This is a genomic window from Burkholderia sp. Ed8, assembly GCF_040761425.1.
GTDB classification, from domain to species: Bacteria; Pseudomonadota; Gammaproteobacteria; order Burkholderiales; family Burkholderiaceae; genus Burkholderia; species Burkholderia seminalis.
Genome location: NZ_CP142885.1, coordinates 2745218 through 2771519 on the forward strand (window position 1 = coordinate 2745218; position 26302 = coordinate 2771519).

23 protein-coding genes and 2 pseudogenes are annotated in these 26302 nt (G+C 67.1%); 3 read left to right on the plus strand and 22 right to left on the minus strand.

The window, feature by feature from the left end; translation table 11 throughout:
- Positions 1–4: 4 nt before the first annotated feature.
- From livH to VXM69_RS12505, 3 genes are all read right to left on the minus strand, one after another.
- Positions 5–931, minus strand: coding sequence for a high-affinity branched-chain amino acid ABC transporter permease LivH (gene livH, locus VXM69_RS12495; RefSeq protein WP_034186151.1), 927 nt, complete (start codon positions 929–931; stop codon positions 5–7).
- A 183-nt stretch (positions 932–1114) separates the two neighbouring features.
- Positions 1115–2233 (minus strand): branched-chain amino acid ABC transporter substrate-binding protein, encoded by a 1119-nt coding sequence (locus tag VXM69_RS12500; RefSeq protein ID WP_006484706.1) that lies wholly within the window; start codon positions 2231–2233, stop codon positions 1115–1117.
- Positions 2234–2854: 621 nt separating this feature from the next.
- Positions 2855–3025 (minus strand): hypothetical protein, encoded by a 171-nt coding sequence (locus VXM69_RS12505; protein WP_367188690.1) that lies wholly within the window; start codon positions 3023–3025, stop codon positions 2855–2857.
- A 25-nt stretch (positions 3026–3050) separates the two neighbouring features.
- On the opposite strand from VXM69_RS12505, the gene VXM69_RS12510 reads away from it, so the two are divergent.
- Positions 3051–3668, plus strand: coding sequence for a hypothetical protein (locus tag VXM69_RS12510; RefSeq protein ID WP_367188691.1), 618 nt, complete (start codon positions 3051–3053; stop codon positions 3666–3668).
- A 78-nt stretch (positions 3669–3746) separates the two neighbouring features.
- Here the strand turns inward: VXM69_RS12510 and VXM69_RS12515 are convergent, their stop codons facing one another.
- From VXM69_RS12515 to VXM69_RS12560, 10 genes are all read right to left on the minus strand, one after another.
- On the minus strand, positions 3747–4679 hold the full coding sequence (locus VXM69_RS12515; protein WP_367188692.1) for an amidohydrolase: 933 nt from the start codon (positions 4677–4679) through the stop codon (positions 3747–3749).
- 2 nt (positions 4680–4681) lie between these two features.
- Positions 4682–6004, minus strand: coding sequence for an MFS transporter (locus tag VXM69_RS12520; protein ID WP_034186147.1), 1323 nt, complete (start codon positions 6002–6004; stop codon positions 4682–4684).
- An 11-nt stretch (positions 6005–6015) separates the two neighbouring features.
- The gene (locus tag VXM69_RS12525; protein ID WP_124669636.1) at positions 6016–7254 is read right to left on the minus strand and encodes an MFS transporter; all 1239 of its coding nucleotides are present in this window, start codon (positions 7252–7254) and stop codon (positions 6016–6018) included.
- Entirely contained in the window at positions 7251–8531 is a 1281-nt protein-coding gene (locus tag VXM69_RS12530) for an MFS transporter (protein WP_367188693.1), read from the minus strand. Before VXM69_RS12530 ends, VXM69_RS12525 begins: the two co-directional genes overlap by 4 nt.
- Complete coding sequence (locus VXM69_RS12535; RefSeq protein ID WP_226252696.1) at positions 8528–9574, minus strand: amidohydrolase; 1047 nt, start codon at positions 9572–9574, stop codon at positions 8528–8530. Before VXM69_RS12535 ends, VXM69_RS12530 begins: the two co-directional genes overlap by 4 nt.
- Before the next feature lie 10 nt (positions 9575–9584).
- A complete protein-coding gene (locus tag VXM69_RS12540) occupies positions 9585–10736 on the minus strand; it encodes a porin (RefSeq protein ID WP_200096649.1) in 1152 nt (383 codons plus the stop codon).
- Positions 10737–10782: 46 nt separating this feature from the next.
- A complete protein-coding gene (locus tag VXM69_RS12545; protein WP_367188694.1) occupies positions 10783–12162 on the minus strand; it encodes an MFS transporter in 1380 nt (459 codons plus the stop codon).
- Between the two features lie 85 nt (positions 12163–12247).
- On the minus strand, positions 12248–13177 hold the full coding sequence (locus VXM69_RS12550; protein ID WP_034186142.1) for an SMP-30/gluconolactonase/LRE family protein: 930 nt from the start codon (positions 13175–13177) through the stop codon (positions 12248–12250).
- A gap of 21 nt (positions 13178–13198) precedes the next feature.
- Positions 13199–14146 (minus strand): hydroxyacid dehydrogenase, encoded by a 948-nt coding sequence (locus VXM69_RS12555; RefSeq protein WP_034186218.1) that lies wholly within the window; start codon positions 14144–14146, stop codon positions 13199–13201.
- Positions 14146–14844, minus strand: a complete 699-nt coding sequence (locus VXM69_RS12560) for a diguanylate cyclase (RefSeq protein ID WP_034186141.1) — start codon at positions 14842–14844, stop codon at positions 14146–14148. The genes VXM69_RS12555 and VXM69_RS12560 overlap by 1 nt, the downstream gene beginning before the upstream one ends.
- Positions 14845–15009: 165 nt before the next feature.
- On the opposite strand from VXM69_RS12560, the gene VXM69_RS12565 reads away from it, so the two are divergent.
- Positions 15010–15720 carry an IclR family transcriptional regulator gene (locus VXM69_RS12565; protein WP_034186140.1) on the plus strand — a complete coding sequence of 237 codons (711 nt, stop codon included), beginning with the start codon at positions 15010–15012 and terminating at the stop codon, positions 15718–15720.
- Positions 15721–15909: 189 nt separating this feature from the next.
- Here the strand turns inward: VXM69_RS12565 and VXM69_RS12570 are convergent, their stop codons facing one another.
- The 4 genes and pseudogenes from VXM69_RS12570 to VXM69_RS12585 form a co-directional block, all read right to left on the minus strand.
- Positions 15910–16431, minus strand: a complete 522-nt coding sequence (locus VXM69_RS12570) for an OmpA family protein (protein ID WP_226252700.1) — start codon at positions 16429–16431, stop codon at positions 15910–15912.
- Positions 16432–16518: 87 nt separating this feature from the next.
- The gene (locus VXM69_RS12575) at positions 16519–17787 is read right to left on the minus strand and encodes a diguanylate cyclase (protein ID WP_124607625.1); all 1269 of its coding nucleotides are present in this window, start codon (positions 17785–17787) and stop codon (positions 16519–16521) included.
- On the minus strand, positions 17784–18500 hold the full coding sequence (locus VXM69_RS12580; RefSeq protein WP_367188695.1) for a YfiR family protein: 717 nt from the start codon (positions 18498–18500) through the stop codon (positions 17784–17786). The genes VXM69_RS12575 and VXM69_RS12580 overlap by 4 nt, the downstream gene beginning before the upstream one ends.
- 280 nt (positions 18501–18780) lie before the next feature.
- A pseudogene (locus VXM69_RS12585) lies at positions 18781–19461 on the minus strand (molybdopterin cofactor-binding domain-containing protein); the annotation flags it as partial.
- A 161-nt stretch (positions 19462–19622) separates the two neighbouring features.
- Here VXM69_RS12585 and VXM69_RS12590 point away from each other — a divergent pair.
- Positions 19623–20864 (plus strand): FAD-binding oxidoreductase, encoded by a 1242-nt coding sequence (locus VXM69_RS12590; protein ID WP_034186134.1) that lies wholly within the window; start codon positions 19623–19625, stop codon positions 20862–20864.
- Positions 20865–20887: 23 nt separating this feature from the next.
- Here VXM69_RS12590 and VXM69_RS12595 read toward each other — a convergent pair whose 3' ends face one another.
- From VXM69_RS12595 to VXM69_RS12615, 5 genes and pseudogenes are all read right to left on the minus strand, one after another.
- Entirely contained in the window at positions 20888–21661 is a 774-nt protein-coding gene (locus tag VXM69_RS12595; protein WP_034186133.1) for a FadR/GntR family transcriptional regulator, read from the minus strand.
- A gap of 68 nt (positions 21662–21729) precedes the next feature.
- Positions 21730–22620: an amidohydrolase gene (locus tag VXM69_RS12600; RefSeq protein ID WP_175026779.1), complete on the minus strand. Its 891-nt coding sequence runs from the start codon at positions 22618–22620 to the stop codon at positions 21730–21732.
- Between the two features lie 67 nt (positions 22621–22687).
- On the minus strand, positions 22688–23629 hold the full coding sequence (locus VXM69_RS12605) for an ABC transporter substrate-binding protein (protein WP_049029304.1): 942 nt from the start codon (positions 23627–23629) through the stop codon (positions 22688–22690).
- Between the two features lie 77 nt (positions 23630–23706).
- Positions 23707–24744: an ABC transporter permease gene (locus tag VXM69_RS12610; RefSeq protein WP_367188696.1), complete on the minus strand. Its 1038-nt coding sequence runs from the start codon at positions 24742–24744 to the stop codon at positions 23707–23709.
- 14 nt (positions 24745–24758) lie between these two features.
- A pseudogene (locus VXM69_RS12615) lies at positions 24759–26298 on the minus strand (sugar ABC transporter ATP-binding protein).
- Positions 26299–26302: the final 4 nt, after the last annotated feature.

Sequence of the window (26302 nt, forward strand, 5' to 3'; positions counted from 1 at the left end):
TCCCTCAGACCTTTTCGATGTCCGACTTGCCGAGCAGGCCGGTCGGGCGGAAGAGCAGGATCAGCACGAGCAGCCCGAACGCGACGACGTCCTTGTACTCGGCCGGCATGTAGCCCGCGGCGAAGGTTTCGGCAAGGCCGAGCAGCACGCCGCCGAGCATCGCGCCCGGGATGCTGCCGATCCCGCCGAGCACCGCGGCGGTGAACGCCTTGATGCCCGCGACGAAACCGATATACGGATTCAGCTTGCCGATCGTCAGCCCGATCAGCACGCCGCCGACGGCCGCCAGCATCGCGCCGAGCACGAACGTGAACGAGATCACGCGGTTCGTGTCGATGCCGAGCAGGTTCGCCATCTTCATGTCCTCGGCGCATGCGCGGCACGCGCGGCCCATCCGCGAATGCGAGATGAACAGCGTGAGCGCGATCATCAGCACGAGCGTCACGCAGACGATCATCAAGCGCGAATACGGGACGGTCACGTCGAAGTCGCCGCCGAGATGGATGTCGAACGCGCCGGAGATCAGCACGGGCACGGACACGTCGCGCGCACCCTGGCCGATCTGCACGTAGTTCTGCAGGAAGATCGACATGCCGATCGCGGAGATCAGCGGCACGAGGCGCGGGCCGCCGCGCAGCGGGCGGTACGCGACGCGCTCGACCGCGAAACCGTACAGGCCGGTGACGATCACCGACACGATCAGTGCGGCGCCGAGCACGAGCGGCAGCGGATAACCGGCGGAAATGCCGATGGCCGTGAGGGTCACGAGGCCCACGTACGCACCGATCATGTAGATCTCGCCGTGGGCGAAGTTGATCATGCCGATGATGCCGTAGACCATCGAGTAGCCGATGGCGATCAACGCATAGATCGCACCCAGCGTCAGGCCGTTGACCAGCTGCTGGGCGAATTGCGGAAAGAAGTCAGTCATGTGCGGGAAGCTCCCGTTGGCGCTGGGTCGCCTGCCGCCGCCGGATCACGGCGTTCGGCCGCGCGCAACGCACGGTGTCGTCTCGGGCCGCCCGTTGGCCGCGCGATGGGCCGATGCGCGGCCAATACGCGCCCGCCCCGTCCGGGTCTCGGACAGGGCGGGCGCGCGGGCGGGTACGCCGTATTACTTGGCGGCGGTCTTCGTCGCGTCCTTGTGCCACGTGTAGACGACGAACTTGAACGCCTTCAGGTCGCCCTGCGCGTCGTACGCGACCTTGCCGATCGGCGTGTCGAACGTCGTCTTGTGCATGTACGCGGCGACCTTCGTCGGGTCGGTCGTCTTCGCTCCCGCGATCGAGTCGGCGATGATCTTCACCGCTGCGTACGACGGCATCTGGAACGGACCGTTCGGGTCGCGCTTCTTGTCCGCGAACGCCTTCACGAGCGCCGCGTTGGCCGGGTCCGCGGAGAAGTCGGCCGGCAGCGTGACGAGCATGCCTTCCGAGGCCGGGCCGGCGATCGCCGTCACGTCCTTGTTGCCCACGCCTTCAGGCCCCATGAACGTGGCCTTCACGCCCTGCTCGCGCGCCTGGCGCATCAGCAGGCCCATTTCCGGGTGGTAGCCGCCGAAGTAGACGAAATCGACGCCCTGCGACTTCAGCTTCGTGATGATCGCCGAGTAGTCCGAATCGCCGGCGTTGATGCCTTCGAACAGCACGACCGGGATCTTCGCGGCCTCGAGGTCCTTCTTCACCGACGACGCGATGCCCTGGCCGTACGACTGCTTGTCGTGCAGGACGGCGACCTTCTTCGGCTTCACGTTGTTGATGATGTAGTGCGCGGCGGCCGGCCCTTGCTGGTCGTCGCGGCCGATCGTGCGGAAGATGAAGTGGCGCTTCTTGCCTTCGGTCAGCTGCGGCGCGGTCGCCGACGGCGTGACCATCACGATGCCTTCGTTCTCGTAGATGTCCGAGGCCGGGATCGTCGAACCCGAGCACACGTGGCCGATCACGTACTTGATCTTCTGGCTGACGATCTTGTTGGCGACGGCGACGGCCTGCTTCGGTTCGCACGCGTCGTCCATCATCACCACTTCGAACTTGTTGCCGCCCGCACCGCCAGCCGCGTTGATCTGTTCGATCGCGGTCAGCGCGCCGGCCTTCACCATGTCGCCATACTGGGCGACCGAGCCGCTCATCGGACCAGCAATGGCGATCTTCACGGTTTCCGCTTGCGCGGCGGCGGCGCCGGCGGCGAACAGCACGGCGGCAACGGAAATGGACGTAAGACGGGACAGCGTCATCTGGGAGCTCCTCGATGTTGTTTAGTCATACGGGCAAAGGCGGCATGACTTGCGCAATCGAACAGCACCCGGGGCGAGGACATGGGACACGCCCGAGACACATAGAAGACGGAACTCCAGCGGAATGTTGCGTAGCGGGGCCCGGCTCTTGCAGTCCCCGGAGGGGGACGTCTGGTTCGGAAAGACATCGTGATGCGTCTTGCATTGCGCAAGCGTTTCGCCTGCCCCGCTTGCCAGATCGCTGGTTCGGAGGGATGGTCCGACAGCCATTGGCAAGGCAGTCGAAATTATATGGGCGTTTTTAAATCGTCTGTCAAAAATGCCTGTCGACTGAGGGAAAACACGTAGGGTTTGGGTGTTGTACGGTGGCGACGAGGGCGCAACCCCGACGGGGCGAGAGCGTTTGCATGGGGTGCAATCGGGTTGCGATAGCAGGTGGCGGGATAGATCGGTGCCTTGTCGCGCAAGGGCTTGGGCGATTCGGCGCCGAGTCCGGCACGATCGGAGGGTGCCAGGAGGCCGATCGCGAAAAATCAATCAACTGACGATTGGGGCAGCAAGCACCAATGAGGGGCGTTCGCGCGAAGCGGTAAAACCTTCCGTTCGCCGACGATTTCATCGTCACAGAAAGCAAATTGTTATTTTCATGAAATAATACGAACTCGCTTCTGCAATCCAGCCAGCCTTCCCGCGAACCGCGCCACCGCGCGCTTCGCCGCGTCGCTTCAGGGCCGCACCAACGCCCGTCCGTCGTTCAGTCTCGCCAGCCAGTGATCTGCCGTTTTTCTCCATGCACATCACCTGATTGGGATCGCTGATGAGTCACGCTCTTCGCTTGTCTTTCGCCGCTGCGTTCGTGTGGACGCTTTCCGTTTCCGTAGCCGATGCCTCGGAGCGCGGCACGCTGGCCGATCGGTCGGCCGGCGCCAATGTGTTTCGCTCGGAGCGTCGTGCTGCCGGTCGCGACGAGGTGCGTGCGCGGCGCGTCACTCGACGCGCGCAGTATGCCGCGCCCGCGGAACGCAGCCCGTTCGATACGCCCGATACGCGGCCGTTGCGAGTGTCCGGCAATACGCTCGAAGCGAAAACGCCGTCCGGACACGCATCCGGCTTCGTCTTGCCTGCGAATCGCGTCGCGCTCGGCGAGGGCGGCAGCGACAGCCTCGGGCGCGCGTTGCCCGGATCCGAACAGCGCGCACGGAACTGGAACGAATACCTGCGGGACAACGGTTCGAAACCGGTCGGCAGCGGCGGTGCGTATGCGCCGACGCGGCCGTACGATGCCGCACGCGGTCCGCACGGGACGCCGAATCCGTACGATCCGTCCGTACCGCAACCGGAAACACGGACGTTTTTCGACAACGGCGCGGGCACGCATTGCACGGCTACCGGAGGCGCGGGGACGTCGTGGTCGTCCTGCAATATTGCCTGGTGACGCAGGGTGGTAACGCTGCGCGGCGCGTCAATCCAAGTCCGCGCATGCGCGCCCGTTCGCGACCTCATCCTGTCCGCGCTATGCAAACCCGTACAGCTTCGCGGGGTTCGCAACGAATATCAGCTGCTGCCAGTCCGGACGCCCGATCCAGCCGGCGATCACGTCCAGCAGGCTCGCGTCGTCCGGCTTGTCCGTCTTCTGCGTCGGGTGCGGCCAGTCGGTGCCCCAGAGCATGCGCTCCGGCGCCATGCCGATCAGCGCCTTCGCGACCGGGGCGACGTCCTCGTAGGCAGGCGCGCCCGTCTTGCTGTCGACGTACGGGCCGGACAACGTGATCCACGTATGGCCCTTGTCGACGAGGCGTTGCGCGGTACGAAGCGCGGCCGACGCCAGCCCGCCGGGCTGCGGCACGTGCGCGATATGGTCGATGACGAGCGGACAAGGCAGCGCCGCGAGATGCGGCTCCAGCTCCGGCAGCCGCGCGCCCTGCACCACCAGCTCGATGTGCCATCCGAGGTTCGCGATACGCGCGGCGAGCGGCGCCAGCATGTCGAGCGTCGTCGCGCCCGGATAGCTCAGGTTGAACCGGATCGCCCGGATGCCGCCGCGATCGAGCACCCGGAGTTCGTCGTCGCTCACGGTGCCGTCGACGACGGCGACACCGCGCGCGTCGCCGCCGAACTGCGCGATCGCCGCGAGCGTGCAGCGATTGTCCGTCCCGTACGTCGACGGCGTCACGACCACGTTGCGCTTCACGCCGATCCGCGTCTGCACGCGCCGGTATTGCGCGACGGTCGCATTCGGCGGTCGCAGCGTCGTGCCCGGCGCGACCGGGAACCGGTCGTCGTAGATGTGCATGTGACAGTCGATCGCCCCGTCGGGCAGCCGGAACGCCGGCGGCTCGATGCCGCTCGACCACGTTTCGTCGGCGGCGGCCGGCCTCGGCAATGCAGCCGAAGCCAGCGTCGCGCCGGCGATCCGGAGGAATTCACGCCTCGCCATGCGTGCCATGATCAGATGGTCCCCGTCTTGCCGACCAGCTTGCCGGCCGCATGATTGCGCGTGAGCAGCAGCAGCGTCGCGACGCTCACGAGCGTGAGGATCGCGAGCGGCATCAAGGCGAGCGCGTAGCTGCCCGTCGCGGCCTTCACCCACCCGTACACGTTCACCATCAGCCCGCCGCCGAGCAGGTTCGCGATCGCATTGACCGTCGCGAGCCCGGCCGCCACGGTGCTGTTGGACAGCATGTCGGTCGCGAGCGCCCAGAACGGCCCCTTGAACGAATACGCGCCGACCAGCACCGCGCAGAGCATGCAGACCGTCGGCAGCAGCGAGCCGCTCAGCGACGTCGCGAACAGGCCCACGCCGATCAGCAGCATCGGCACGGCCGTGTGCCAGCGCCGTTCGCCGACACGGTCCGAGCGCCGGCCCCAGTAAACCATCAGCACGGAGGCCACCGCGTACGGCACCGCGTTCAGCAGGCCGGTCTGCATGACGGTCAGGCCGAACGACTTGAGCAGCTGCGGCTGCCACACGGACAGCGTGCTGCCCGCCGCGGACGCACACGTGTCCACGAGCGCGAGGCACAGCACGTAGCGGTTGCGGAACAGCTGCGTGAGCGGCAGCGACGGCACCTTCTTGCGGGTCTTGTGGCCGGCGGCAAGCGCGCCCGAGAGCCACGCGCGCTCGTCGTCGTCGAGCCACCTCGCGTTCTCCGGCTTGTTCGTCAGCATGAACAGGCATGCGATGCCGAGCAGCACGGTCGGAATGCCTTCGAGGATGAACAGCCAGTGCCATCCGCGCAGCCCCCAGACGCCGTCCATCTGCAACAGCAGCGCGGAGATCGGCGAGCCGATGAAGCTCGCGGCCGGAATCGCGACCATGAACGTCGCGACGATGCGCGCACGATACTGCGCGGGAATCCAGTACGACAAATAAAGCAGCACGCCCGGGAAGAAGCCGGCTTCGGCCGCGCCCAGCAGGAAACGCAGCACGTAGAACGTCGTCGCGTTGTGCACGAGCGCGGTCGCCGCCGACACGATGCCCCACGTGATCATGATCCGGGCGATCCAGATCCGCGCGCCGTATTTCTGCAGCGCGAGATTGCTCGGCACTTCGAAAAAGAAGTAGGAAATGAAGAACAGGCTGCTGCCGAAGCCGAAGACCGTCGCCGACATCCCGAGGTCGTGGTTCATCTGCAGCGATGCCATCCCCACGTTGCCCCGGTCGATAAAGGCAAGCAGGTAGCAGATCATCAAAAAGGGAATGAGTCGCCAGACGACCTTTCGTATGGTCCGGCGCTCGATCGCGGACGCTTCCATGAACCCGGTTTGCATGTTGTCTCCGTTTATTGTGCGCCTGGGCGCGTTCCTGTGAACCGTTGCCACGCGATGACCGCCATGACGCCGCACGCGAGCACGGCGGCCATTGCCGCGAAGGTGTGCCGCACGCCGAGCGCCTCGGATGCGCTGCCGACGAGCAGGTAACCGAACGGCATCGTGCCGTTGTAGGCCATGCCGTACATCCCGACGAGCCCGCCGCGCACGTGATCCGGGCACTGGCGCTGAATGGTCGCGTTCGTCGACGTGGCTGCGAACGTGAGGCTGAAGCCGAGCGCATAAAACGCGGGAATCGATCCGGCCGCATCGGTCGTCGCGGCCAGCACGGCGAGCGCGCCGACCGCCGTCCACGGTGCATACGCGATGAACCGGTGCGACGCGCGCGGCCCGAATGCCGACGACAGCAGCACCGCCGCGCTCAACGAGCCGGCGCCGGCGCACGCGAAGAACACGCCGGTAAAGCGCGCCGCATCGTGAAAGCCCTGGTCCGCGAGCAGCGGCACGAGCGTCTGGTAGCTGCCGGCGAACAGGCCGATGCACGCGAGAATCGGCAGATAGCGGGCCGAGAACGCATCGGACAGGACATAGCCGACCGCATCGCGCAGGCCGCTCTCCGCGCGCGACGGGCGACCCGCCGACGCGGTCCGGATCGACCGCACGCACGCCGCCATGAAGCACAGCGCGAGCGCATAGATCGCAAACGACGTCCTTGGCCCCAGCGTCGGATAGACGAATCCGGCGATGGTCGGGCCGACCATGCGCCCGACGTTGTAGACCATCGTGTTCATCGCGACCGCGTTGGAGGTGTGCGTCGCGTCCTGCAGGCTCGTCAGCAGCAGCACCTGCCGCGCGGGCGTTTCCACCGCGCTCGACACGCCGATCGCGAGCGCATGCGCGAGGATCAGCTTCACGCCGAGCAGGCCGAGCAGCGACAACGTGAAGAGGCTGCCGGTCAGCAGCAGCGACGCCGTCAGCACGCAGAGCGTCACGCGGCGCGCGTTGGCCGAGCCGATGCGGGAGCCCGCCACCGGCGCGACGATCAACTGCGGCCCGTACAGCAGAAAGTTCAGCAGCGCGAGGATCGCCCCCGAGCCGGACAGGTGATAGACCAGCAGATTCAGCGTGACGTTCTGCGTCCAGCTGCCGAGTACCGACGCGACCTGCCCGCTCAGATAGCGCCGCAGCGACGCCTCGGACAGCGCCGGAAACAGCGTGCTCACCCACCCCGCTCGCGTTGCCACGCTCATGACAGCGCCTTTCCGCGCGTTTCGGGCGCGAACAGCACGACCGCGGCCGCGGCGACGAACGCGACGATCGTCGTCGCGAGCCCGAGCACGAAACCGCCCGACGTCGACGCCAGCGCACCGATGATCAACGGCGCGATGAAGCCGCCGAGCCTGCCGCCGTTGTACGCGAGGCCCATGAAGAACCCGCGCGATGCCGTGTTGCCGATGATCTCCGCGAGGAACGGGCCGGCGCCCGCGAAGATGCCGTTCACGCTGAAGCCGGTCAGGAAGATCGCGGTCATCAGCAGCCACGGATTCGCCGACACGATGTACACGCCCACGGCCATCGCGCCGACCAGCAGATAGGCCAGGAACATCGGCCGCCGGCCGAGCCGGTCGACCCATGCCGAGAACAGCAGAAACCCGGCAATCGCGCCGAACTGCAGCGCAAGCACGAACTTGAGGCTATGCACGAAGTCGAGGTGCTTCACCGTGACGAGGAACGTCGGCGTCCACGTGAATACGCCCCAGTAGAGGTACTGCAGGAAGAAGATGAAGCAGAAGGCGGTGAGCAGGCCGCGCACGTTCAGCTTCTCGTGACTGGCCGTGTCGAGCTTGCGGGCGTGCGGCTTCGCGTGCCGGCGTTCGAGCCAGATCGGCGATTCCGGCGTCTTGCGCGCGACCCAGAACAGGATGAAGAACGGCGACGCGCCGATCAGGAACAGCAGACGCCAGCTGTCGCCGGCCAATCCGCCATGCGCGGCGCCGACGATGCCCGAGATCACGATCGCGAGGATCGCGCCGACCGGCAAGCCCATCTGCATCAGCGCGCCGCCCTTGCCGCGCCGGCTCGGATGCCAGGTCTCCGCGATGAGCGCCGCGCCGGCGGTCCAGGTGCCGCCCATGCCGAGCGCGCCGAAAAAGCGCAACGCGGCGAACGAATGCGCGTCGGGCGCAAATGCGATCAGGCCGGAAAACAGCGAGTAGATGCCGACGCACAGCAGCGCGGTGCGCACGCGCCCGATCCGGTCCGACACGAAGCCGAACAGAATGCCGCCGACGATCTGTCCGGCCGCCGTGACGCTCGTGAACAAACCGAGCTGCGCCTTGCTCAGCCCGAACTGCAGCGCGAGCGTCGGCAGCAGCAGCGAAAGCAGGAACGAGTCGTAGCTCTCGAAGGTCCAGCCGAGCCCCGCGAGCGTCAGCGAACGCCGCTCGATACGGGTCATGCGCGTACCGCCTTTTTCCGCGGCAGCGGACGCCCTCTCCTGCGTCGCCACGGTTGCACTCGTCTTCATGGGTTGTCTCCGGGAATTGCGATGCGATACGTCGATGCGGCCGTCCGGCTGAACAGCGCGGCCTTTTCATCGGCCGACATCGCCGACGCGAGTCGTTTGAAGGCGTTCCACAGCACGCGATAGCCGAACATCCCCTTGTCGACGGGGAAGTTGCTCTCGAACATGCAGCGATCGACGCCGAAGCATTCGACGCAGGTATCGAAATACGGCTGCCACGCGGCCGCCAGTTCCTGCGACGACGGCGGCAGGTCGCGCACGGCGAAATCGAAACCGAACACGCTCATGCCCGCGCCGCCGAGCTTCATGCGCGTGTTCGGCAGCGCGGCGAGACGCGCGAGTTGCCGCTGCCATTGCGCACGGACTTCCGCATGCCGGCCGGCATGCGGGCCCACGCCGACCGGGCCGCCGAAATGGTCGATGACCACGACGACGTCCTCGCACGCGCGCGCGAGTTCGTACAGGTCGTCGAGCTGCGTGTGATAGACCCAGGCGTCGAGCGACAATCCGTAGCGAGCGAGCGTCGTCACGCCCCGCCGGAAAGCCGGATCCGACATCCGGTCGCGCGGCGGCGTGACCGGGCTCGATCGCACGTCGGGGCTCGCATGCCACGCGAGCGGATTGCGGATCCCGCGCAGTCGTCCGCCGGACACCTGCAGCATCGTGTCGAGCACCGCATCGAGCGCCGCGCCGAGCGACAGATCGGCGCCGCCTACGATGGCCTCGCAGCACCGCGCGGGGCCGTATGCGCCGCTTTCGAACATCGCGGCGATGCCGCTCGCGAATTGCACTTCGCCGACCGGCTTGAGCGCATCCGGCCCGCTGGCACGCAACATCGAGCGACACTGCACGTAGACCGTCGACACGACCCGATGCCCGCTGCGCACATCCGCGCCGAATTCGTCCGCGAGATAGCGCCCGGTCTGGCGGTCCCACAGGTGATGATGGGCGTCGACGATGGCAAGCTCGGGTTCGAGCACCGGCTCGTCGCGCAATGCGAGCCACTCGGGCCTGACGGGCAGATGGGGCGCGTGAACGGTCTGCATCGCAATCGCCTTAGAATTTCTGGCGCATGCCGATCACCACGCCCGTCTGGTTGTGATCGGGTGCGACCGTGCCGTAGCCGTTCACGCCAAGCGCGGAGCCGCCCTTGTTGCGCGCGAAACCGGCCGTCGCGTAGACATCGGTGCGCTTCGACAGCAGATAGTCCGCACAGAGCACGGCGAGCCACGGATCGGCACTGGTCGAATGCACGTCCTGGTAATACGCCGTTGCCGTGACCACGAACGCCGGCGACACCGCGTATTGCGCGCCGGCCCAGTACAGGTTCGCCGCGCTGGCTTCGGACCCGTTCGCGACACGAATCGGGTTCGCCGGCAGGAACGCGTTCGACGCATGCAGGTAGCGATAACCGGCGAATCCCTTCACCGGTCCGATCGCATACGACGCGGCGGCCGTCGCGCGACGCTCGGTGCCCGTGTTCGTCGCGACGGTGTTGCTGTTGCGTTGCTCGTACGACACGCTCGCGGCGAGCGGCCCCTGCGCGAAACTCAACGCGCCGCTGAAGAAGCGGCCGGTGAGCTGCGCGCCCGGCACCTCGGCGCCGTATCCGGTGTCATAGCGGGTGCTGTACATCGCTTGCGCCGTCAGCGGACCGAACACGCCGGTGTATTTCGCCGAATTGTCGATACGCGCGGCCGCCGCGTAGTCGAGCGACAGCACCGAATAGCGCGACGACGCGCCCATCGGGTCGAACGCCACGGCCTGTTCGTAGAAGAGCGAGTTCTGGCGGCCGAACGTCAGTTGCTGCCCTCGATAAGACAGCCCCACCCACGCCTGCCGGCCGAAAATCCGCGACGTCGTGGCGGCGTTCGCACCGAGGCCTTTCGTCGACTGCGCGGTCGTGCCGTCATTGATGTTGAAGCCGTCTTCCAGCTGGAAAATGGCCTTCATGCCGCCGCCGAGTTCCTCGACGCCCTTCAATCCCCAGCGCGAACCGGACAGGTTGCCCGACGCTTCGCGCGTCTGCGCGCCGCCGGTGCTCGTATTGTTGATGTGTTCGATCCCGACGTCGGCAATGCCGTACAGCGTGACGCTGCTTTGCGCATGCGCGGCACCGCCCCCCAACGCCGCGCTCGCGACGGTGACGGCGCCGAGCACGAAGCGGGATTTCGGTCGGACATTCTGGCTGGCCTGATTCGACAACATGGAGTCTCCAAACTGTTTTTTGTGGGTGGGTCTGACGAAGAAGCATTCACGTGCTGCGGGCGGCGGGCGCTTCGCCGGCGCCCGAGCCCGGATCGCCGAGCCATGAAATGGTCAGCGCACCAAACAGCAGCACGGCCGACACGGCGACGAGCGGCATGGTGAAGCCGCCGGAGAATTGCTTGAGCGCACCGATCAGCGACGGTCCGACGAAGCCGCCGAGGTTGCCGACCGACACGATCAGCGCGAGGCCGCCGGCGGCGGCCCGGCCGGTCAGGAATCCGGACGGGATCGCCCAGTAGGTCGCCTGAAACGCGAGGATCCCGCTCACCGTGACGCACAGCGCGATCAGCTTGAAAACCGGCGCATGAATGAAGGCGCTCGCGCACAACGCCACGGCGGCGACGGCCAGTGCGCCGGCGACATACGGAATGCGGTTGGCCGCACGATTGGCGACCCGCGCCCACCACAGCATCGCGACGGCACCGATTGCATACGGAATGGCCGTCAGCCAGCCGACCACCGCGTGTTCGACGCCGAACTGCTTGATGATCTGCGGCATCCACAGGCCGACGCCAAGCGAGCCGACGATCCCGCAGAAGTTGATGAACGCAAGCACGAACACGCGCCAGTTCGTCATGGCATCGCGCAGGTTGCTGCCGTGCTTCGCGCCGATGTCGCGCTGCTCGAACGCGAGGCGCTTCGCGAGCGATGCCTTCTCTTCGTCACTGAGCCACGCGGCTTTCTCGGGACGGTCGGCCAGCACGAACAGGCACGCGATGCCGAGCATCACGGCCGGCACGCCTTCGATCAGCAACAGCCACTGCCAGCTGCGCAGCCCGTGCAGGCCGCCGAGTTCGAGCAGCGCGCCGGAAACCGGCGAGCCGATCATGTTCGCGACCGGAATGCCGACGAGGAACGCGGCCGTCACCTTCGCGCGCCACTTGCCGGGAAACCAGTGCGTGAAATACAGATAGATGCCGGGCGTGAACCCCGCCTCGGCGAGCCCGAGCAGAAAACGCGCCGCCGCAAAGCTCTTCGGTCCGACGACGAACGCCGTCGCCATCGAGAACAGGCCCCACGTGATCATGATTCTCGCGATCCACACGCGCGCGCCGACCTTCTGCATGATCAGGTTGCTCGGAATCTCGAACAGGAAATAGCCGATGAAGAACAGGCCGGCGCCGATGCCGAACTGCTCGGCCGTGAGACCGAGATCCTTGTTCATCGTCAGCGCGGCAAAACCGACGTTGGTCCTGTCGAGATAACTGATCACGTAGCAGACGAAAATGAACGGCAGAATGCGCCGGAACGCCTTGGCGAGCGTGCGCTCGCTGGCCGCGTAATCGTCGGCGGCCAGACGCTCCGCGGCTTGCGCGGCGGCGCGCGGTGCGTCCTCGCCGGCATGCAACACGTGCGAAATGGTCATGCTTGTCTCCTTCGTCGCGCGGCTGGCGGCGCGATCTTTCGGCATGCGGGCGGGAAGCCGACGCGCGGCTTCCCGGCTCGTGGTCTCAGTCCTGCTTCGCTGCCTGTTTCGGCAGCGGGCCGGCAACGGTCATGTCCGCTTTCAGGATGGAACCCGACGTCGCTTCGGTGATGAAAAGCGTCTTCATGTCCGGGCCGCCGAAGCACACGCTCGTGAGCGACGCGCCTTTCGGTCCGGTCAGGATCTCGACGGGCTCCGCGCAGTGGTTGAGCACCCACACGCGGCCGAGCCCCGGATTCGCGACGAACAGGCGGCCGTCGAGATCGACGGTGAGGCCGTCGGGGCCGCTCGGTCCGTAGGACGTGAAGAACTGGCTGACCTTCGTGACCGAGCCGTCGGCCTGCAGCGGCATGCGCCACACGGCATTGCCGCGCGTCATCGCGACGAACAGCACCTTCTCGTCGCGCGACAGGACGAGCCCGTTCGGGCTCGGGCAGGTATCGAGCAGCATGTCGAGCTTGCCGTCGGGCGACAGCCGGTACACGCGGCCCGTCGGATCGTGCAGTCCGGTCTGCCCCTGGTCGGTGAAATAGAGGTTGCCGGCCGAGTCGAACGTCAGGTCGTTCACGCCCTTGAAGCGCTCGGTGTTGCGGCGCTCGAGATACGGGCGGACTTCACCGCGCTCGATATCGAGCAGCATCACGCCGTTCCGGTAGTCGGTGATGATCAGATGCGATGCATCGAAGCGCTTCATCCCGTTGGGCTCGCCGTCGTATTCGGCGACGAGTTCCCAGTCACCTGACGGTGAAATGCGGAAGATGCGCCCGTGCGGAATGTCGGTAACGAACAGGTAACCGTCCGGATCCCAGACCGGCCCTTCGAGAAAGGAATCCGTGACCATTCCGCCGCGATTCGCGCGCGCCCATTCCGTGCGGACGTCCGGCTTGCGAAACTTCTCCGGCATGCGCGTGAAGACTTCGGCCTCGCGCACGTCGGGATTCGTCAGATAAAACATGCGTACCTCGATGTCCAGGGTTCAAGCCGCGCTGTGCGCGCGTTCGTCCAGCACCGCGAGGAGGTTGGCGGCCGCGCCCTTGCCCATGTTCACGTACGCGGCATCGCTCACGCCGCCGATATGCGGAGACAGAATCGCGTTGGGGATCTGCTGGAACGGGTGCGGCACCGCCATCGGTTCCACGTCGAAGCTGTCGAGCCCGGCCGCGCGCAAGTGACCGCTCGTCAGTGCGTCGGCAAGCGCGGCTTCGTCGATCAAGCCGCCGCGGGCGGTATTGACGAGGATCGCGCCGCGCTTGAAACGCGCGAGCGTGTCGCGGTCGAGCATCCGGCGGTTGTCGGCCGTCAACGGACAATGCAGCGACACGACGTCCGACTCCGCGTACAGCGTGTCGAGCGGCACCCGCTTCACACCGGCGGGCACTTCCTTCGCGAACGGATCGAACGCGACAACCTTCATGCCGAACGCCGCGCCGATCGCGGCCACGCGCCGGCCGATCGCGCCGAGCCCGACGAGGCCGAGCGTGCGGCCGTCGAGTTCGACGGACTTGTGCGTCGACTTGTCCCAATGGCCTTCGCGCATGCGGGAATCGAGCTGCGGAACCGACTTCGCACACGCGAGCAGCAGCGCCCATGCGTGCTCGGCGACGGCGGCCGCATTCGCGCCGACCGCGGCACGCACCGCGATGCCGCGTGCGGCGGCGGCGTCCTGATCGATCACGTCGATGCCGCTGCCGTGCTTCGAAATCACCTGCAGGTTTTCGGCGGCGTCCATGATGCGCGCGTTGATCTTGCCGTACCGGACGATGATCGCGACCGGCTTGTGCGCGATGCAGAGCGCGACGATGTCGTCTTCGGTCGGCTGCTTGCCGGCGAACACGACGTCGAACTGCGTGAGCATGTCGAGCGCTTGAGCCGCAAGGTCGGCGGCGGTCACGAGGACGACGGGCTTATGCGAAGCGGTCTGCATCACAGCGCCTCGCCTTCGGCCAGCATGCCGGCTGCGCGCAGTTCCTTCTCGATCCAGCCCGGACGAACGTCGCCCTTGTGGATCGCCGCGATACGCGCCGTTTCGGCATCGAGCTTTTTCTGCGCCAGATCGACGATGCGCGCGACGTCGGCGCGCGCAACGACGACGACGCCGTCGGCGTCGCCGACCACCAGGTCGCCCGGATTGACCGCCGTGCCGCCCAGCGAGATCGGCGCATTCACGCGCCCCGCGACACTTTTGGTCGGGCCGCACGGATTGAGGCCGGCCGAGAAGATCGGATAGTCGCCGTTGGCCAGTTCATGCGCATCGCGCACCGCGCCGTCGATGATGATGCCGGCGATGCCGCTCGCCTTCGCCTGCGCCGCCATGATTTCGCCGAGCAGCGCGCACGAGATGTCGCCCTTGCCGTCGACCACGACGACGTCGCCCGGCTTCGCGACGGCGAGCGCCGCATGGATCGCCAGGTTGTCGCCCACGCGGACTTCGACCGTGATCGCGGGGCCGGCGACCTTCATCTTCGGCGACAGCGGCCGCACGCGGCCATGCACGGTGCCGCGGCGGCCGGCGACGTCGGCCAGGATCGCCGCTTGATAGCGGGCGGCGGCCTGAACGAGTTCGGGCGACACGCGTTCGATGTCGCGAATGATCGGGGAAGTGCTGACGGGTGGCTTGCTCATGATTCGACCTCGGGTTGTGCGTTGTACTCTGTACAACAGTGGTGTACATCGTGAAATCACTATAACCAGAGGGCGAGCATCATGGCACTGGCGTTTACCCTTTTACGTGGTAAACCATCGTTTTACTCTGTACAATCCCTGTTGCATGTCGACAGGAGAGAAGAGATGGGAAATGAAGGGGTCGTTGCCGTGGAAAAGGCGCTTTCGCTGCTGGACTGCTTCAAGCCGGGTGCCGAATCGCAGTCACTCGCGATGCTGTCGCAGGCATCCGGCATGCACAAGACGACGGTCTATCGGCTGATGAACTCGCTGGAGCGAATGGGCTATGTCGTGCGCGCGCAATCCGGCAACTATTCGCTGGGACATCGTGTGCTGTACCTCGGCAAGCTGTACGAGCAGTCGTTCCATCTGTCCACGGTGGTTGAACCGGCGCTGCACGCGCTGGCCGCGCTGACGAAGGAAAGCGCATCGTACTACGTGCACGACAGCGGGCAGCGGCTTTGCCTGTTTCGGGCCGAGCCGTCCGAAGGCCTGCGTGAAACGCGGCTCGCGGGGACGATGCTGCCGCTCGACGACACGGCCATCAGCCAGGTGATCCGCTTCTGGGGACTCGGCGAACCGATCTATGACAAGCCGCCTGCGCTGCCCCTCTTCACCGCGGGTGCGCGCGACGTGCACACGGCAGCGTTCGCGGTGCCGATCTTCGGCGCCGGCGACAAGTTCATGGCGGCACTGACGCTTTCCGGTCCTGCGTCTCGTCTCAGCGCCGCATACGAGTCGGGCGAGTTGGATCGACCGCAACTGGATGCGGCCGCCGATCTGTCCCGGAAGCTGGGCGCGAGTGTCGCGCTCTGCGAAAACATCTACGGCACCTGATCCTCGCGGCGACCAACGCATGGTTCAGGTCGGCGCTGAAGCAACAGCGGTTGCCCAAGTCGCCGCGCGCTGGTTCGAGCTGACGACTGGAACTGGCGATACAGCGCCATTCCGCTACGCGTGCGTAGCGTGCCAACGCGGACTGTCTTGCCTGCCGGCATCGCGCTTCACGCAGAACAACGATGCCCGTCACCTCGGCGAAATCACAATCGCCGCCCGCCGATTCTGCGCCCGCCCGGCCGGCGTCCGGTTATCCCCTACCGGATCACGCTTCCCTTTCCCCGCGATCGCGATCTGCTTCGCATCCAGCCCGACGTCGACCAGCTCGGCGGCCACCACCTCCGCCCGCCGCTTCGACAACTCGAGATCGTATTTCTCCGTCCCGCTGTCATCCGAGTAGCCATACACCCGCACGCCGTTGATCCCCGACGACCGCAGCGTCCGCCCGATCCGTTCGACGATCCGCCGCACGTCCGGCTTGAGGTTGTACCGGTCGAAATCAAACAGAATGGGCCCGGTGGACCCGAACTCGAACCCCTGTCCAGTCTCCTGGAACCCGGCTGATTTCAGCGCCGTGACCTGCGTCTGCGTCAGCCCGCGATGAAGCGGCGGCGGCGGCGGCGGCGTCTTGCAGCCCCCCAGCAGCATGCCCAGCAGCAATGCGCTTCCCACGCACAGCCGCTCCATGCTTACAGGAAACGAGTGGTTCATTTCGCATCCCCTTCGAGTGCGCCCTTGTTGAACGCGCTTCTTGTCAATCGCTGCCGCGGCCTCGCCCGCGGCGCGAAACGTTCATCCTCAAGCCGATCCGACCACCCCCTCCGCCAATTGCCAGGAGCCGGGCCGCGCACGCTTGGCGCGGTACATCGCGGCATCCGCCGCCCGCAGCAGGCCGCTCGCGTCCGACGCGTGATCGGGATACAGCGCAACGCCGGCACTCATCATGGTGGCCACCATGCGGCCGTCGGACAGCTCGATCGACGGCGCCATGCCGGACAAAATCCCGTCGGCGATCCGGCATACGCTGCCCGCTTCGGGCACCGCCGCCAGCATCACCGCAAATTCGTCGCCGCCCAGACGGGCGACGAGATCGGCCTCGCGCACCTGCGTACGCAGCCGCGACGCGATGCCGACCAGCACCGCGTCGCCGGCATCGTGGCCGAGACAATCGTTGATTTCCTTGAAGCGGTCGCAGTCGAGATACAGGACGGCAACCCGCTGCCCCGTCAAAGTCGCGTCGCACAGCGCAAGCGCGAGGCGCGATTCGAACTGCGCGCGGTTGGGCAGCCCCGTGAGCGCATCGTGCGTTGCCTTGTGCTCGAGCGACGCGTTCTCGTCGCGCAGCGTGTTCTGCCAGTCCTCGAATTCGTCGAGCAATGCATTGAAGTCGTCGCCGAGCTGGTTCAGTTCGGCGATCGCCACCGGTTCGACGCGCCGCGCAAAGGCGCGCTCGCGCCGCACCGCGTGAGCGACGCCCGCCAGCGCGCGCAGCGGCGAAACGATGTTGCGCAGCAGACGCTTCGAGCTGACATACGCGCCGAACACGCTGACGGCCAGGCAGCCGAGAATGCCGCCCACGCCGCCAAGCAGGAAGCCGAAGAACTGATGGCCGCGCCCGCGCACGACGACGTGTCCGACAATGATGCCGTCGTGCAGCACCGGGACGGTCACCGGCCCGGGCAGCGCCACATCCGCCACGGCGCGTTCGAGCCGCGCGATGCCGTTGCCGGCAGGCAATTGCCACGTCGCGAACAGTTGCCCCTTGCTGTCCGTGACGACCACCTGTGCGACATCCTCGTCGCTGGCGATCAATCCGATCGCCTCGTTCGCCGCAACGCGATCGCCGAACACGAGCGCCGCCTCGACCGTGTAACCGAGCGAGCGCGCGAGCAGGTTCAGGTTGTTGCCCGCGTACGCGCGCAACGCGATCACGGCGACGACGATCAACGACACGGCCGCCATCGTCACCGCGATGAACGCGAGGCGCAGGTGCGCCCGACGCAGCACGCTTTGCAGCGTCGGGCGCGGCATGCGGGAAGCGGAAACGGGGAGCGCGGACCGTGTCATAGCGTCACCGGCCGCCGGGCGAGGTTGAGCACGTTCGGGTGCACGCGCACGCCGCTGCGCGCGACGGCGTCGAGATTGATGTCGAACGACACGCGATCGCCGTCGACACTCAGGCAGAACATGCCGCCCGCGGTGCAGGACGGATCGTGTTCCGAGATCGTCAGCACCGGATGACCGGCCACCGCGGTTCTCACCCGCGCGCGTTCGTCATTGTTCAGCGTGCCGAGGTAGACGATGTCGCATGCGATGCCGAGCGCCGGATCGTCGGGACGTACGCGCTGCACGTCGACCAGCGTCGAGCCGGCCTCCAGCGTGTCGGTCAGGCCGCGCGCGTAGTCGGGCCGGCCCGTGACGCACAGATGCAGGCGAACGGGCGTGGTCGGCCAGCGCGTGAAGCTGACGATGCCGAGCACGACCTGGCGCACGGCGGAGTCGTGTGAGGAATGGGCCGGGTCGGCGTGATCGACATGATCGGCAGGGCTTGCGGCGGCGGCGAGGTGCATGGGATCGACCGGAACGTCGGTATCGACGGGCGCCCCTGCGAGCACGGCGGGTGCCGCGCCCAACCAGCAAACGATTGCGAACAGCGCGTGGCGCAGCGAAGCGGCTCGGCCGAGACGGCCGGACACCGTCCGCGCGGCGATGGGCGCCGCGCCCGCTGACGTCGCTGCAGTCGCGAGACCGACAGCCGACGCGCACACTTTCGCATCCATGATGGCAACATCCGCTGGCGTCGCTCCGGCGCTGCCCCTCGCCTCTTCCCATGCGCGTGCAGGCACCGAATTACGCGCATGATGGCTTCATCTTAGGTAAAAATTCGGATGACCAAGCAGTGGGAAACACCCGATAAAACGTCGGAAAGTATGCGGAATCGGTACTGCGTCACGACGATGCGAGCGAAGGCGATGACCGGCGTCGATCCGGTGTCGACGCCGGTAGATTGGTCAGCGGATTGGATGCCCGCGGGCGGCAAACTTCATACGTTCATGCGCGCTATGCGATCGCCGACAAATCGAACGGCGTCTCCCGCTGGCGCGTCCCCGTCAGCCTGAACCCCGCATTCGCAATCGCCGGCGTCACCGCCGGGCTCGACAGTTCGCCGACGCCGCCCGGCACGATGTGAATGTCGGTCTCTGGCATGTCGCTCATCCGCATCACGCGATACGTATCGAAGTTCGACTGCAGCACGCGGCCGTGCCGGAAATCGATGCGATCGACCGTCGCATGGCCGAGCCCCCACATCAGCCCGCCGTACCATTACTCGTCGCCCCCGGCCGGCGACACCGCGCTCCCGCAGTCGGCCACGCACGTGAGCCTCTCCATCTTCACCGCGCCGTCCTTGCGACTGTTCATCAGCTTCACGGGCTTGCCCGCCTTCACCGCACACCATGTCGCGTCGAGCAGCCAGTACGTCGATTCGCGCGCACCGAAGCTGCCGCCCGACACGCGTTCGTGCAGCGTCACGCAATGCGCGGGAGTGCCGCCGTTACGCGCGAACACGGTGACGTTGATCGGCTCCGGCGGATTCGTGGCCTTGTGCGGCATCGAATACGACGCCTCGATCGTACGTGCACGGGCCGCTTTCGCCTTCGCGGAATCGCCGTCGGCAATCGCCGGCACGACACGCGCGGCCGGGTCGTCGACCCATGCTGCCCGCCTCGCCGCGACGATCGCGAATCATCGTGCACGGGCCACGTTCCGCGTATCGGCACCGCCGCCGGCTTGGTCCTTCACGCCGCGGCGAGTATGCTTGTACGTCGAACGTTCTCCAACACGCGGCGGCACGACGATCGCGACACCACGCCCCCTGCCCCGCCAACCGCCCTTCACCATCGATGGATTTCGACGTAATCGTTCTCGGCGCCGGCATCGTCGGCGTGTCCGCCGCGCTGCATCTGCAGGATCGCGGACGCAAGGTTGCCCTTGTCGATCGCGGCGCGCCCGGCGAAGGCACGAGCTTCGGCAACGCCGGGCTGATCGAACGCTCGTCGGTCGAGCCGTATCCGTTCCCGCGCAGCCCGTTCACGCTCATGCGTTATGCGCTGAACCGCTCGACCGATCTCTACTGGCACAGCGCATCGCTGCCCGCGTTCGCGCCATGGCTCGCGCGGTTCTGGTGGGAATCGGCGCCGCTGCGCCACGCGGCCGCTTCGCGCGACATGCTGCCGCTGATCGAGCGCTGCATCGTCGAGCACGACGCGCTGATCGCGCGGGCCGGCGCCGGCGAACTGATCCGCGCGACCGGCTGGCTGGAAGCGTTCCGCACGCCGGCCGCCTTCGAACGCGGCGTGGCCGAGGCCGGCCTCACCGCGCGCCGCCACGGGCTCGGCATCACGCCGCTCGACGCGGCCGCGCTGCACGCGCACGAGCCGACCCTCGCACCCGGCTTCTGCGGCGCGCTGCACTGGCTCGATCCGAAAAGCGTCGTCGATCCGTCCGCGCTCGTCAAAGCGTATGCGCAACTGTTCGTGCAGGGCGGCGGCACGCTGCTCGGCGGCGACGCCGCCAGCCTCGACGCACTGTCGCCCGGCTGGCAGGTTCACACGCAGGACGGCCCGGCCGCCGCACCGGCCGTCGTCGTCGCGCTCGGCCCGTGGTCCGACATCGTGTTCGGCAAGTTCGGCTACAAGATCCCGCTGCGCGAGAAGCGCGGCTATCACATGCACTACGCGCCGTCCGCGCGCGGCGTGCCGTCGGCGCCGATCGTCGATCGCGAATACGGCTACGTGATCGCGCCGATGCGGCGCGGGCTGCGGCTGACGACGGGGGTCGAGATCGCGCGGCGCCGCGTGCCGCCGACCGGCGTGCAGCTCGAACGCGCGGAACGCGTCGCGCGGCCCGTGTTCGGTTTCGGCGAACGGCTCGACCCGCAGCCGTGGCTCGGCTTCCGGCCGTGCACGCCGGACATGCGCCCGGTGATCGGCCCCGCGCCCGCGCATCGCGGCCTGTGGTTCGCGTTCGGCCACAACCACCATGGGCTCACGCTCGGCCCCGTCACCGGCCGCCTGCTGGCCGAGATGATGACGGGCGAAGCGCCGTTCACCGATCCGGCGCCGTATCGCGCCGATCGTTTCTGAACAGGTGATCCGTCACCGCGCGCTCAGTCGAGCGCGCGGCCGAAGATCCGGATGACTTCGTCGAGGTGCTCGGCCATCGCGCGGCGCGCGGCGTCGGGATCGCGCGCACGGATCGCGTCGAGGATCGCGCGGTGTTCCAGCTCCGAGCGGTGCGGCATGTCGTTCGGCATGTACAGCGACTGCAGCCGCTGGAACATCAGGTCGTACTTGTGCGCGAGCAGCTGCTTGATCATCAGCGCATACGCGGCGTTGTCGCTCGCTTCCGCGATGCGGATATGGAACAGCCGGTCGCCCGGGTGCGTGAGCGAGCCGCTGCGGTTGTCTTCCTGGTTGCGCAGGAACGCTTCGTGAATCCCTTCGATCTGCGCGTCCGAGCCGTGCTTTGCCGCGAGCGACGCCGCTTCCGGTTCGATCAGCCGGCGCGCCTGCAACAGCGCGAACGGCGGGATCTCGGTATCGAGGTCGAGCGCGATGCCGAGTTCGGGATCGATCTCGACGATCGAAAACGGCGCGACCGTCGCACGGGATACGGGTTCGGGCGCGGGCTCCGGCGCCGCGGCCGCTTCGGGATGACGCACCTTCACGCCGTCGCCGACGCGCACGCTGACGAGCCCGCTCACTTCGAGCGCGATCAGCGCCTCGCGCACCGACGTGCGCGACACGCCGAACTGCTCGGCCAGTTCGCGCTCGGGCGGCAGATAGCTGCCCGGCGGAAAATCGCCGGACTCGATCATCGCGCTGAGCTTGTCGGCGATCTGCTGGTAGAGGCGGCGGTTCTGAATCGGCTGGATGGACATACGTTGACGCTGGTAATCGGTTTCGTTCCGGACGGTCTGACGAATCGCACAGACCGTTCGCGCCTATTTTATATGCCGCGCCTCACATCGCCCGGCACCGCGTAACAACGCGCGGCCGTGCCGCCCCACAGCGCGTTGCGCTCGGCCGCCGACAGCCGCGATTCGGCCCAGCGTTCGACGAGCGACGCCACTTCGTCATACGAGGCCGCCAGCAGGCACACGGGCCAGTCCGACCCGAACATCAGCCGCTGCGGCCCGAACGCGTCGAGCGCCGCGTCGAGGCACTGCTCGATGTGCCGGATGTCCCGCGCGCGCAGGCCGCGCCGCCAGTCCGCCTCGGTCACGAGCCCCGACAGCTTGCATGCCACGTGCGGCAACGCGCCCAGCTCGCGCAGCGACGCGCGCCAGCGTGCGAGCGCCGTGTCGTCGCGCTCGAACTCGGTGAGCGCCGGCTTGCCGGCATGATCGAGCACGAGCCAGTGCGCATCGTGCGTCGCGCAGAACGCGCGCACGTCCGGCAACTGGCGCTCGAACACGAGCACGTCGTACACGTAACCATTCGCCTGCAGCCACGCGATGCCCCGATTGAAACCGGGATCGGCGACGAATGCGGCCACGTCGGCTTCGTCCTGCACCTGATGACGAAAGCCGCGCAGCTTCGCGCTGCCCCACGCGGCGACCCGCTCGGCCAGCCCGGGCGCGCCGAGATCCTCCCAGCCGACCACCGCCGCGATGCGGGCGTCGTCGCGCGCGAGATCGAGCAGGAACGCCGTCTCGTCGCGCCCGGCGCGCGCCTGCACCGCGATCGACGCGCCGAGCGCCTGCGCATGCATCTGCGGCCACAGCACGTCGGGCAGGTAGTCGCGCGCGAGCACGCCCATCCCGGGGCCGATCCACGGATAGTCGGCCGCGCGATAACGCCAGAAATGCTGATGGGAATCGATGCGCACTGCGCCCATGGTGCCCTCGTGTTCAGTCGCCGCTGTCGCGGCGGCGCGCGTCATCGCCGCCGCTCGCGCGCAACGCTCAGTCGTACAACACCGCCGCGATCTTCGGATCGTCGATATTGGTCTTGTCGTACCAGTAGAAACCGGTGTCGATGACCTTCGGCAGCTTCTCGCCCTTGATCGCCTTCACGGCCGCCTCGACGGTCTTGTAGCCGATCCCGATCGGGTTCTGCGTGATCGCGCCGGCCATCAGCCCGCTGCGGATCGCGTCCTTCTGCTGCTTGCCGGAATCGTAGCCGACGATCACGACCTTGCGCTTCATCTCGCGCACGCCGTTGACCACGCCGATCGCCGAGCCTTCGTTGGTGCCGAACAGCCCCTTGAGCTTCGGATACGCCTGCAGGATCGACTTCGTCACCTCGGTCGACTTCAGCTGGTCGCCTTCGCCGTACTGCACGGTCACGACCTGCACCTTCGGGTGCGCCGCCTTCATCCGCTCGAGAAAACCGTCGCGGCGGTCGATGCCGGTACGGCTCGTCTGGTCGTGCGCGACCACGGCCACCTCGCCTTCGTCGCCGATCAGCGCGGCGAGCTTGTCGGCGGCGAGCGCGGCGGCCGCCTTGTTGTTGGTCGCGGCGGTCGTCACCGGGATGTCGCTGTCGACGCCCGAGTCGAACGCGATCACCGGGATCTTCTCGGCCTGCGCCTTCTTCAGCAGCGGCAGCGCGGCCTTGCTGTCGAGCGCCGCGAAGCCGAGCGCGGCCGGCTTCTTCGCGATCGCGGCCGACAGCATGTCGATCTGCTTGTCGACCATCGCCTCGGTTTCCGGCCCCTCGAACGTCACCTTCACCTTGTAGTCCTTCGCGGCCTGCACGGCGCCCGACTTCACGGCCTGCCAGAACTGATGCTGGAAGCCTTTCGAGATCAGCGGGATATAGGCTTCCTGCGCCTGCGCGCCGGCCGTGACGCCGACGGCGAACGTCAGCCCGACGATCGCGTTCAACACCTTGCTCCTGATCACTTCGCGTCTCCTTGGTTGGATTCTTCTGGATGCCGGCCGGGCCGGCGGTGAAGCGGATGCCTGCGTGCAGGCGTGCGTCAGCGGCGGCGCCGGCGCAGGATGTCGACGTACACGGCGAGGATGATGATCACGCCGGTCACGACCGTCTGCCACTCCTGCGCGACCGACATGATGCGCAGGCCGTTGGTCAGCACGCTCATGATGAACGCGCCGATGATGGTGCCGACGATGCTGCCCGCGCCGCCCGACAGCGACGTGCCGCCGATCACGACGGCCGCGATCGCATCGAGCTCGTAACCCTGCCCGAGCGCCGGCTGCGCGGAGTTCAGCCGCGACGCGATCAGCAGGCCGGCGATCCCGCACACCGCGCCGCTGAACGTGTAGACGGCGATCTTCCACGCATCGACGTTCACGCCGGACAGCCGCAGCGCTTCCTCGTTGCTGCCGAGCGCGAACGTGTAGCGGCCGAAGATCGTCCGGTTCAGCACGATCGACGCGCCGATCGCGACGAGAAACAGGATCAGCACCGCATTCGGAATCGGCAGCGCGGGGATCAGGTTGCCGATCAGCGAGTCCTGCGCGATCGACGTGAAGCCCGGCGTGTCGTTGAAGTAGATCGGCCGCGTGCCCGAGATCACGAGCGACAGGCCCTTGAGCAGCATCATCATGCCGAGCGTCGCGATGAACGGCGGCACCTTCATCTTCGCGATCACGAAGCCCGACACGCAGCCCGACAACGCGCCGAAGCACAACGCGGCCAGGATGCCGAACGGCAGCGGCATCTCCCATTTCGTCAGCACGACGCCGGCCATCACCGCGCAGAACGTCATCAGCGTGCCGACCGACAGGTCGATGCCCGACGTGATGATCACGTACGTGCAGGCGACGGCAAGCACGCCATTGACCGCGGTGGCCTGCAGGATCGACACGAGGTTGTCGACTTCGAGAAAGTTCGGCGAACCGAAGCTGAAGAACACGATCAGCAGCACGAGGCTCGCGAACGCGAGCAGTTTCTGGCGCGCGGCGGGGTTGAAGAAGCGCGCGCGAAAACCGGGCGCGGCGGCCGGCGTGTCGCCGGAAGCGAGGGGCGGGACAGGATGCGTATCGTTGGACATGGTAAGCGTCTGAATCAGGACAATACGGTCGACTCGCGCTGCGTCGCGAGCTGCATGATCTTCTCCTGCGTGGCGTCGGCCGCACGCAATTCGCCGGTCACGCGCCCTTCGCACATCACGAGAATCCGGTGGCTCGATGCGCAGCACCTCGGGCAGTTCCGACGAGATCATCACGATCGCCTTGCCGTCGGCGGCGAGCGCGTCGAGCAGCTTGTAGATCTCGCTTTTCGCGCCGACGTCGATGCCGCGCGTCGGCTCGTCGAAGAACAGGATGTCGCAGTCGCGCAGCAGCCATTTCGCGATCACGATCTTCTGCTGGTTGCCGCCCGACAGCAGCCGCGCGGGCTGCGTGACCGACGGCGTGCGGATCGCGAGCCGCCGCACGTACGACTGCGCGGTGTCGCGCATCTTGCGCGCATCCAGGAACGCACCGCGATGCAAGAAGCGGCGCATGCTCGCCAGCGCGACGTTGTTCTGCACGTCCATGCCGACCGCGAGCCCGAAGTGCTTGCGATCCTCGGACAGGTAGCCGATCCCGTGCCTCACCGCGTCGGCCGGCGTGCGGATCGTCACGGTGCGGCCGTGCACGCGAATTTCACCGGCATCGATCGGGTCCGCGCCGAACACCGCGCGCGCGACCTCGGTGCGGCCCGCGCCCATCAGCCCCGCGAAGCCGAGGATCTCGCCGCGCCGCAGCGTGAAGCCGACCTCGCGGATCGCACGCCCGCGCGACAGCCCGCGCACCTCGAGCGCCACGTCGTTCGACGACGTATCGGGCGGCGTGCGGGTTTCCGTTTCGAGCTGGCGTCCGACCATCATCGAAATGATCGTCTCCATCGACGTGCCGGCCATCGGCACGGTCGCGACGTACTTGCCGTCGCGCATCACGGTCACGCGATCGGCGATCTGGCGCAGTTCGTCCATCTTGTGCGAGATGTAGACGATGCCGACGCCGTTCGCCCGCAGGTCGCGGATGATGCGGAACAACTCGCCGATCTCCGCGTTGTTCAGCGCGGCGGTCGGCTCGTCCATGATCAGCACGCGCGAATCGAACGACAGCGCCTTCGCGATCTCGACCATCTGCTGCTTCGCGACCGTCAGCCGGCCGACCGGCGTGCGCGGATCGAGATCGAGCCGCATCCGCCGGAAGATCGCGGCGGCATCGCGATTCAGCTTGTCTTCGTCGACGAACACGCCGAGACGGCCGCGCGGCTCGCGGCCGATGAAGATGTTCTGCGCGACGCTCAGGTGATTCATCAGGTTCAGTTCCTGATGAATGATGCCGATCCCGAGCGCCTGCGCGGCGCGCGGATCGGCGATCTCGACCGGATGGCCGTCCATCCGGATCTCGCCGTCGTCGCGCGGGTACACGCCCGCGAGGATCTTCATCAGCGTCGACTTGCCGGCGCCGTTCTCGCCCATCAGCGCATGCACTTCGCCCGCGCGCAGGTCGAAGCGGCAATCATCGAGCGCCTGCACGCCCGGGAAGCGCTTGCCGATGCCGGTCAATGCAATCAGCGGCGGCGCGAGGTTCGGGTGGAGGTCGGGTTGCATCGCT

What these genes read in the sequence shown, in the direction of transcription:
- livH (WP_034186151.1), bottom strand. Translation starts at nt 931, where the DNA reads ATGACTGACTTCTTTCCGCAATTCGCCCAGCAGCTGGTCAACGGCCTG.
- VXM69_RS12500 (WP_006484706.1), bottom strand. Translation starts at nt 2,233, where the DNA reads ATGACGCTGTCCCGTCTTACGTCCATTTCCGTTGCCGCCGTGCTGTTC.
- VXM69_RS12505 (WP_367188690.1), bottom strand. Translation starts at nt 3,025, where the DNA reads ATGGAGAAAAACGGCAGATCACTGGCTGGCGAGACTGAACGACGGACG.
- VXM69_RS12510 (WP_367188691.1), top strand. Translation starts at nt 3,051, where the DNA reads ATGAGTCACGCTCTTCGCTTGTCTTTCGCCGCTGCGTTCGTGTGGACG.
- VXM69_RS12515 (WP_367188692.1), bottom strand. Translation starts at nt 4,679, where the DNA reads ATGGCACGCATGGCGAGGCGTGAATTCCTCCGGATCGCCGGCGCGACG.
- VXM69_RS12520 (WP_034186147.1), bottom strand. Translation starts at nt 6,004, where the DNA reads ATGCAAACCGGGTTCATGGAAGCGTCCGCGATCGAGCGCCGGACCATA.
- VXM69_RS12525 (WP_124669636.1), bottom strand. Translation starts at nt 7,254, where the DNA reads ATGAGCGTGGCAACGCGAGCGGGGTGGGTGAGCACGCTGTTTCCGGCG.
- VXM69_RS12530 (WP_367188693.1), bottom strand. Translation starts at nt 8,531, where the DNA reads ATGAAGACGAGTGCAACCGTGGCGACGCAGGAGAGGGCGTCCGCTGCC.
- VXM69_RS12535 (WP_226252696.1), bottom strand. Translation starts at nt 9,574, where the DNA reads ATGCAGACCGTTCACGCGCCCCATCTGCCCGTCAGGCCCGAGTGGCTC.
- VXM69_RS12540 (WP_200096649.1), bottom strand. Translation starts at nt 10,736, where the DNA reads ATGTTGTCGAATCAGGCCAGCCAGAATGTCCGACCGAAATCCCGCTTC.
- VXM69_RS12545 (WP_367188694.1), bottom strand. Translation starts at nt 12,162, where the DNA reads ATGACCATTTCGCACGTGTTGCATGCCGGCGAGGACGCACCGCGCGCC.
- VXM69_RS12550 (WP_034186142.1), bottom strand. Translation starts at nt 13,177, where the DNA reads ATGTTTTATCTGACGAATCCCGACGTGCGCGAGGCCGAAGTCTTCACG.
- VXM69_RS12555 (WP_034186218.1), bottom strand. Translation starts at nt 14,146, where the DNA reads ATGCAGACCGCTTCGCATAAGCCCGTCGTCCTCGTGACCGCCGCCGAC.
- VXM69_RS12560 (WP_034186141.1), bottom strand. Translation starts at nt 14,844, where the DNA reads ATGAGCAAGCCACCCGTCAGCACTTCCCCGATCATTCGCGACATCGAA.
- VXM69_RS12565 (WP_034186140.1), top strand. Translation starts at nt 15,010, where the DNA reads ATGGGAAATGAAGGGGTCGTTGCCGTGGAAAAGGCGCTTTCGCTGCTG.
- VXM69_RS12570 (WP_226252700.1), bottom strand. Translation starts at nt 16,431, where the DNA reads ATGAACCACTCGTTTCCTGTAAGCATGGAGCGGCTGTGCGTGGGAAGC.
- VXM69_RS12575 (WP_124607625.1), bottom strand. Translation starts at nt 17,787, where the DNA reads ATGACACGGTCCGCGCTCCCCGTTTCCGCTTCCCGCATGCCGCGCCCG.
- VXM69_RS12580 (WP_367188695.1), bottom strand. Translation starts at nt 18,500, where the DNA reads ATGGATGCGAAAGTGTGCGCGTCGGCTGTCGGTCTCGCGACTGCAGCG.
- VXM69_RS12590 (WP_034186134.1), top strand. Translation starts at nt 19,623, where the DNA reads ATGGATTTCGACGTAATCGTTCTCGGCGCCGGCATCGTCGGCGTGTCC.
- VXM69_RS12595 (WP_034186133.1), bottom strand. Translation starts at nt 21,661, where the DNA reads ATGTCCATCCAGCCGATTCAGAACCGCCGCCTCTACCAGCAGATCGCC.
- VXM69_RS12600 (WP_175026779.1), bottom strand. Translation starts at nt 22,620, where the DNA reads ATGGGCGCAGTGCGCATCGATTCCCATCAGCATTTCTGGCGTTATCGC.
- VXM69_RS12610 (WP_367188696.1), bottom strand. Translation starts at nt 24,744, where the DNA reads ATGTCCAACGATACGCATCCTGTCCCGCCCCTCGCTTCCGGCGACACG.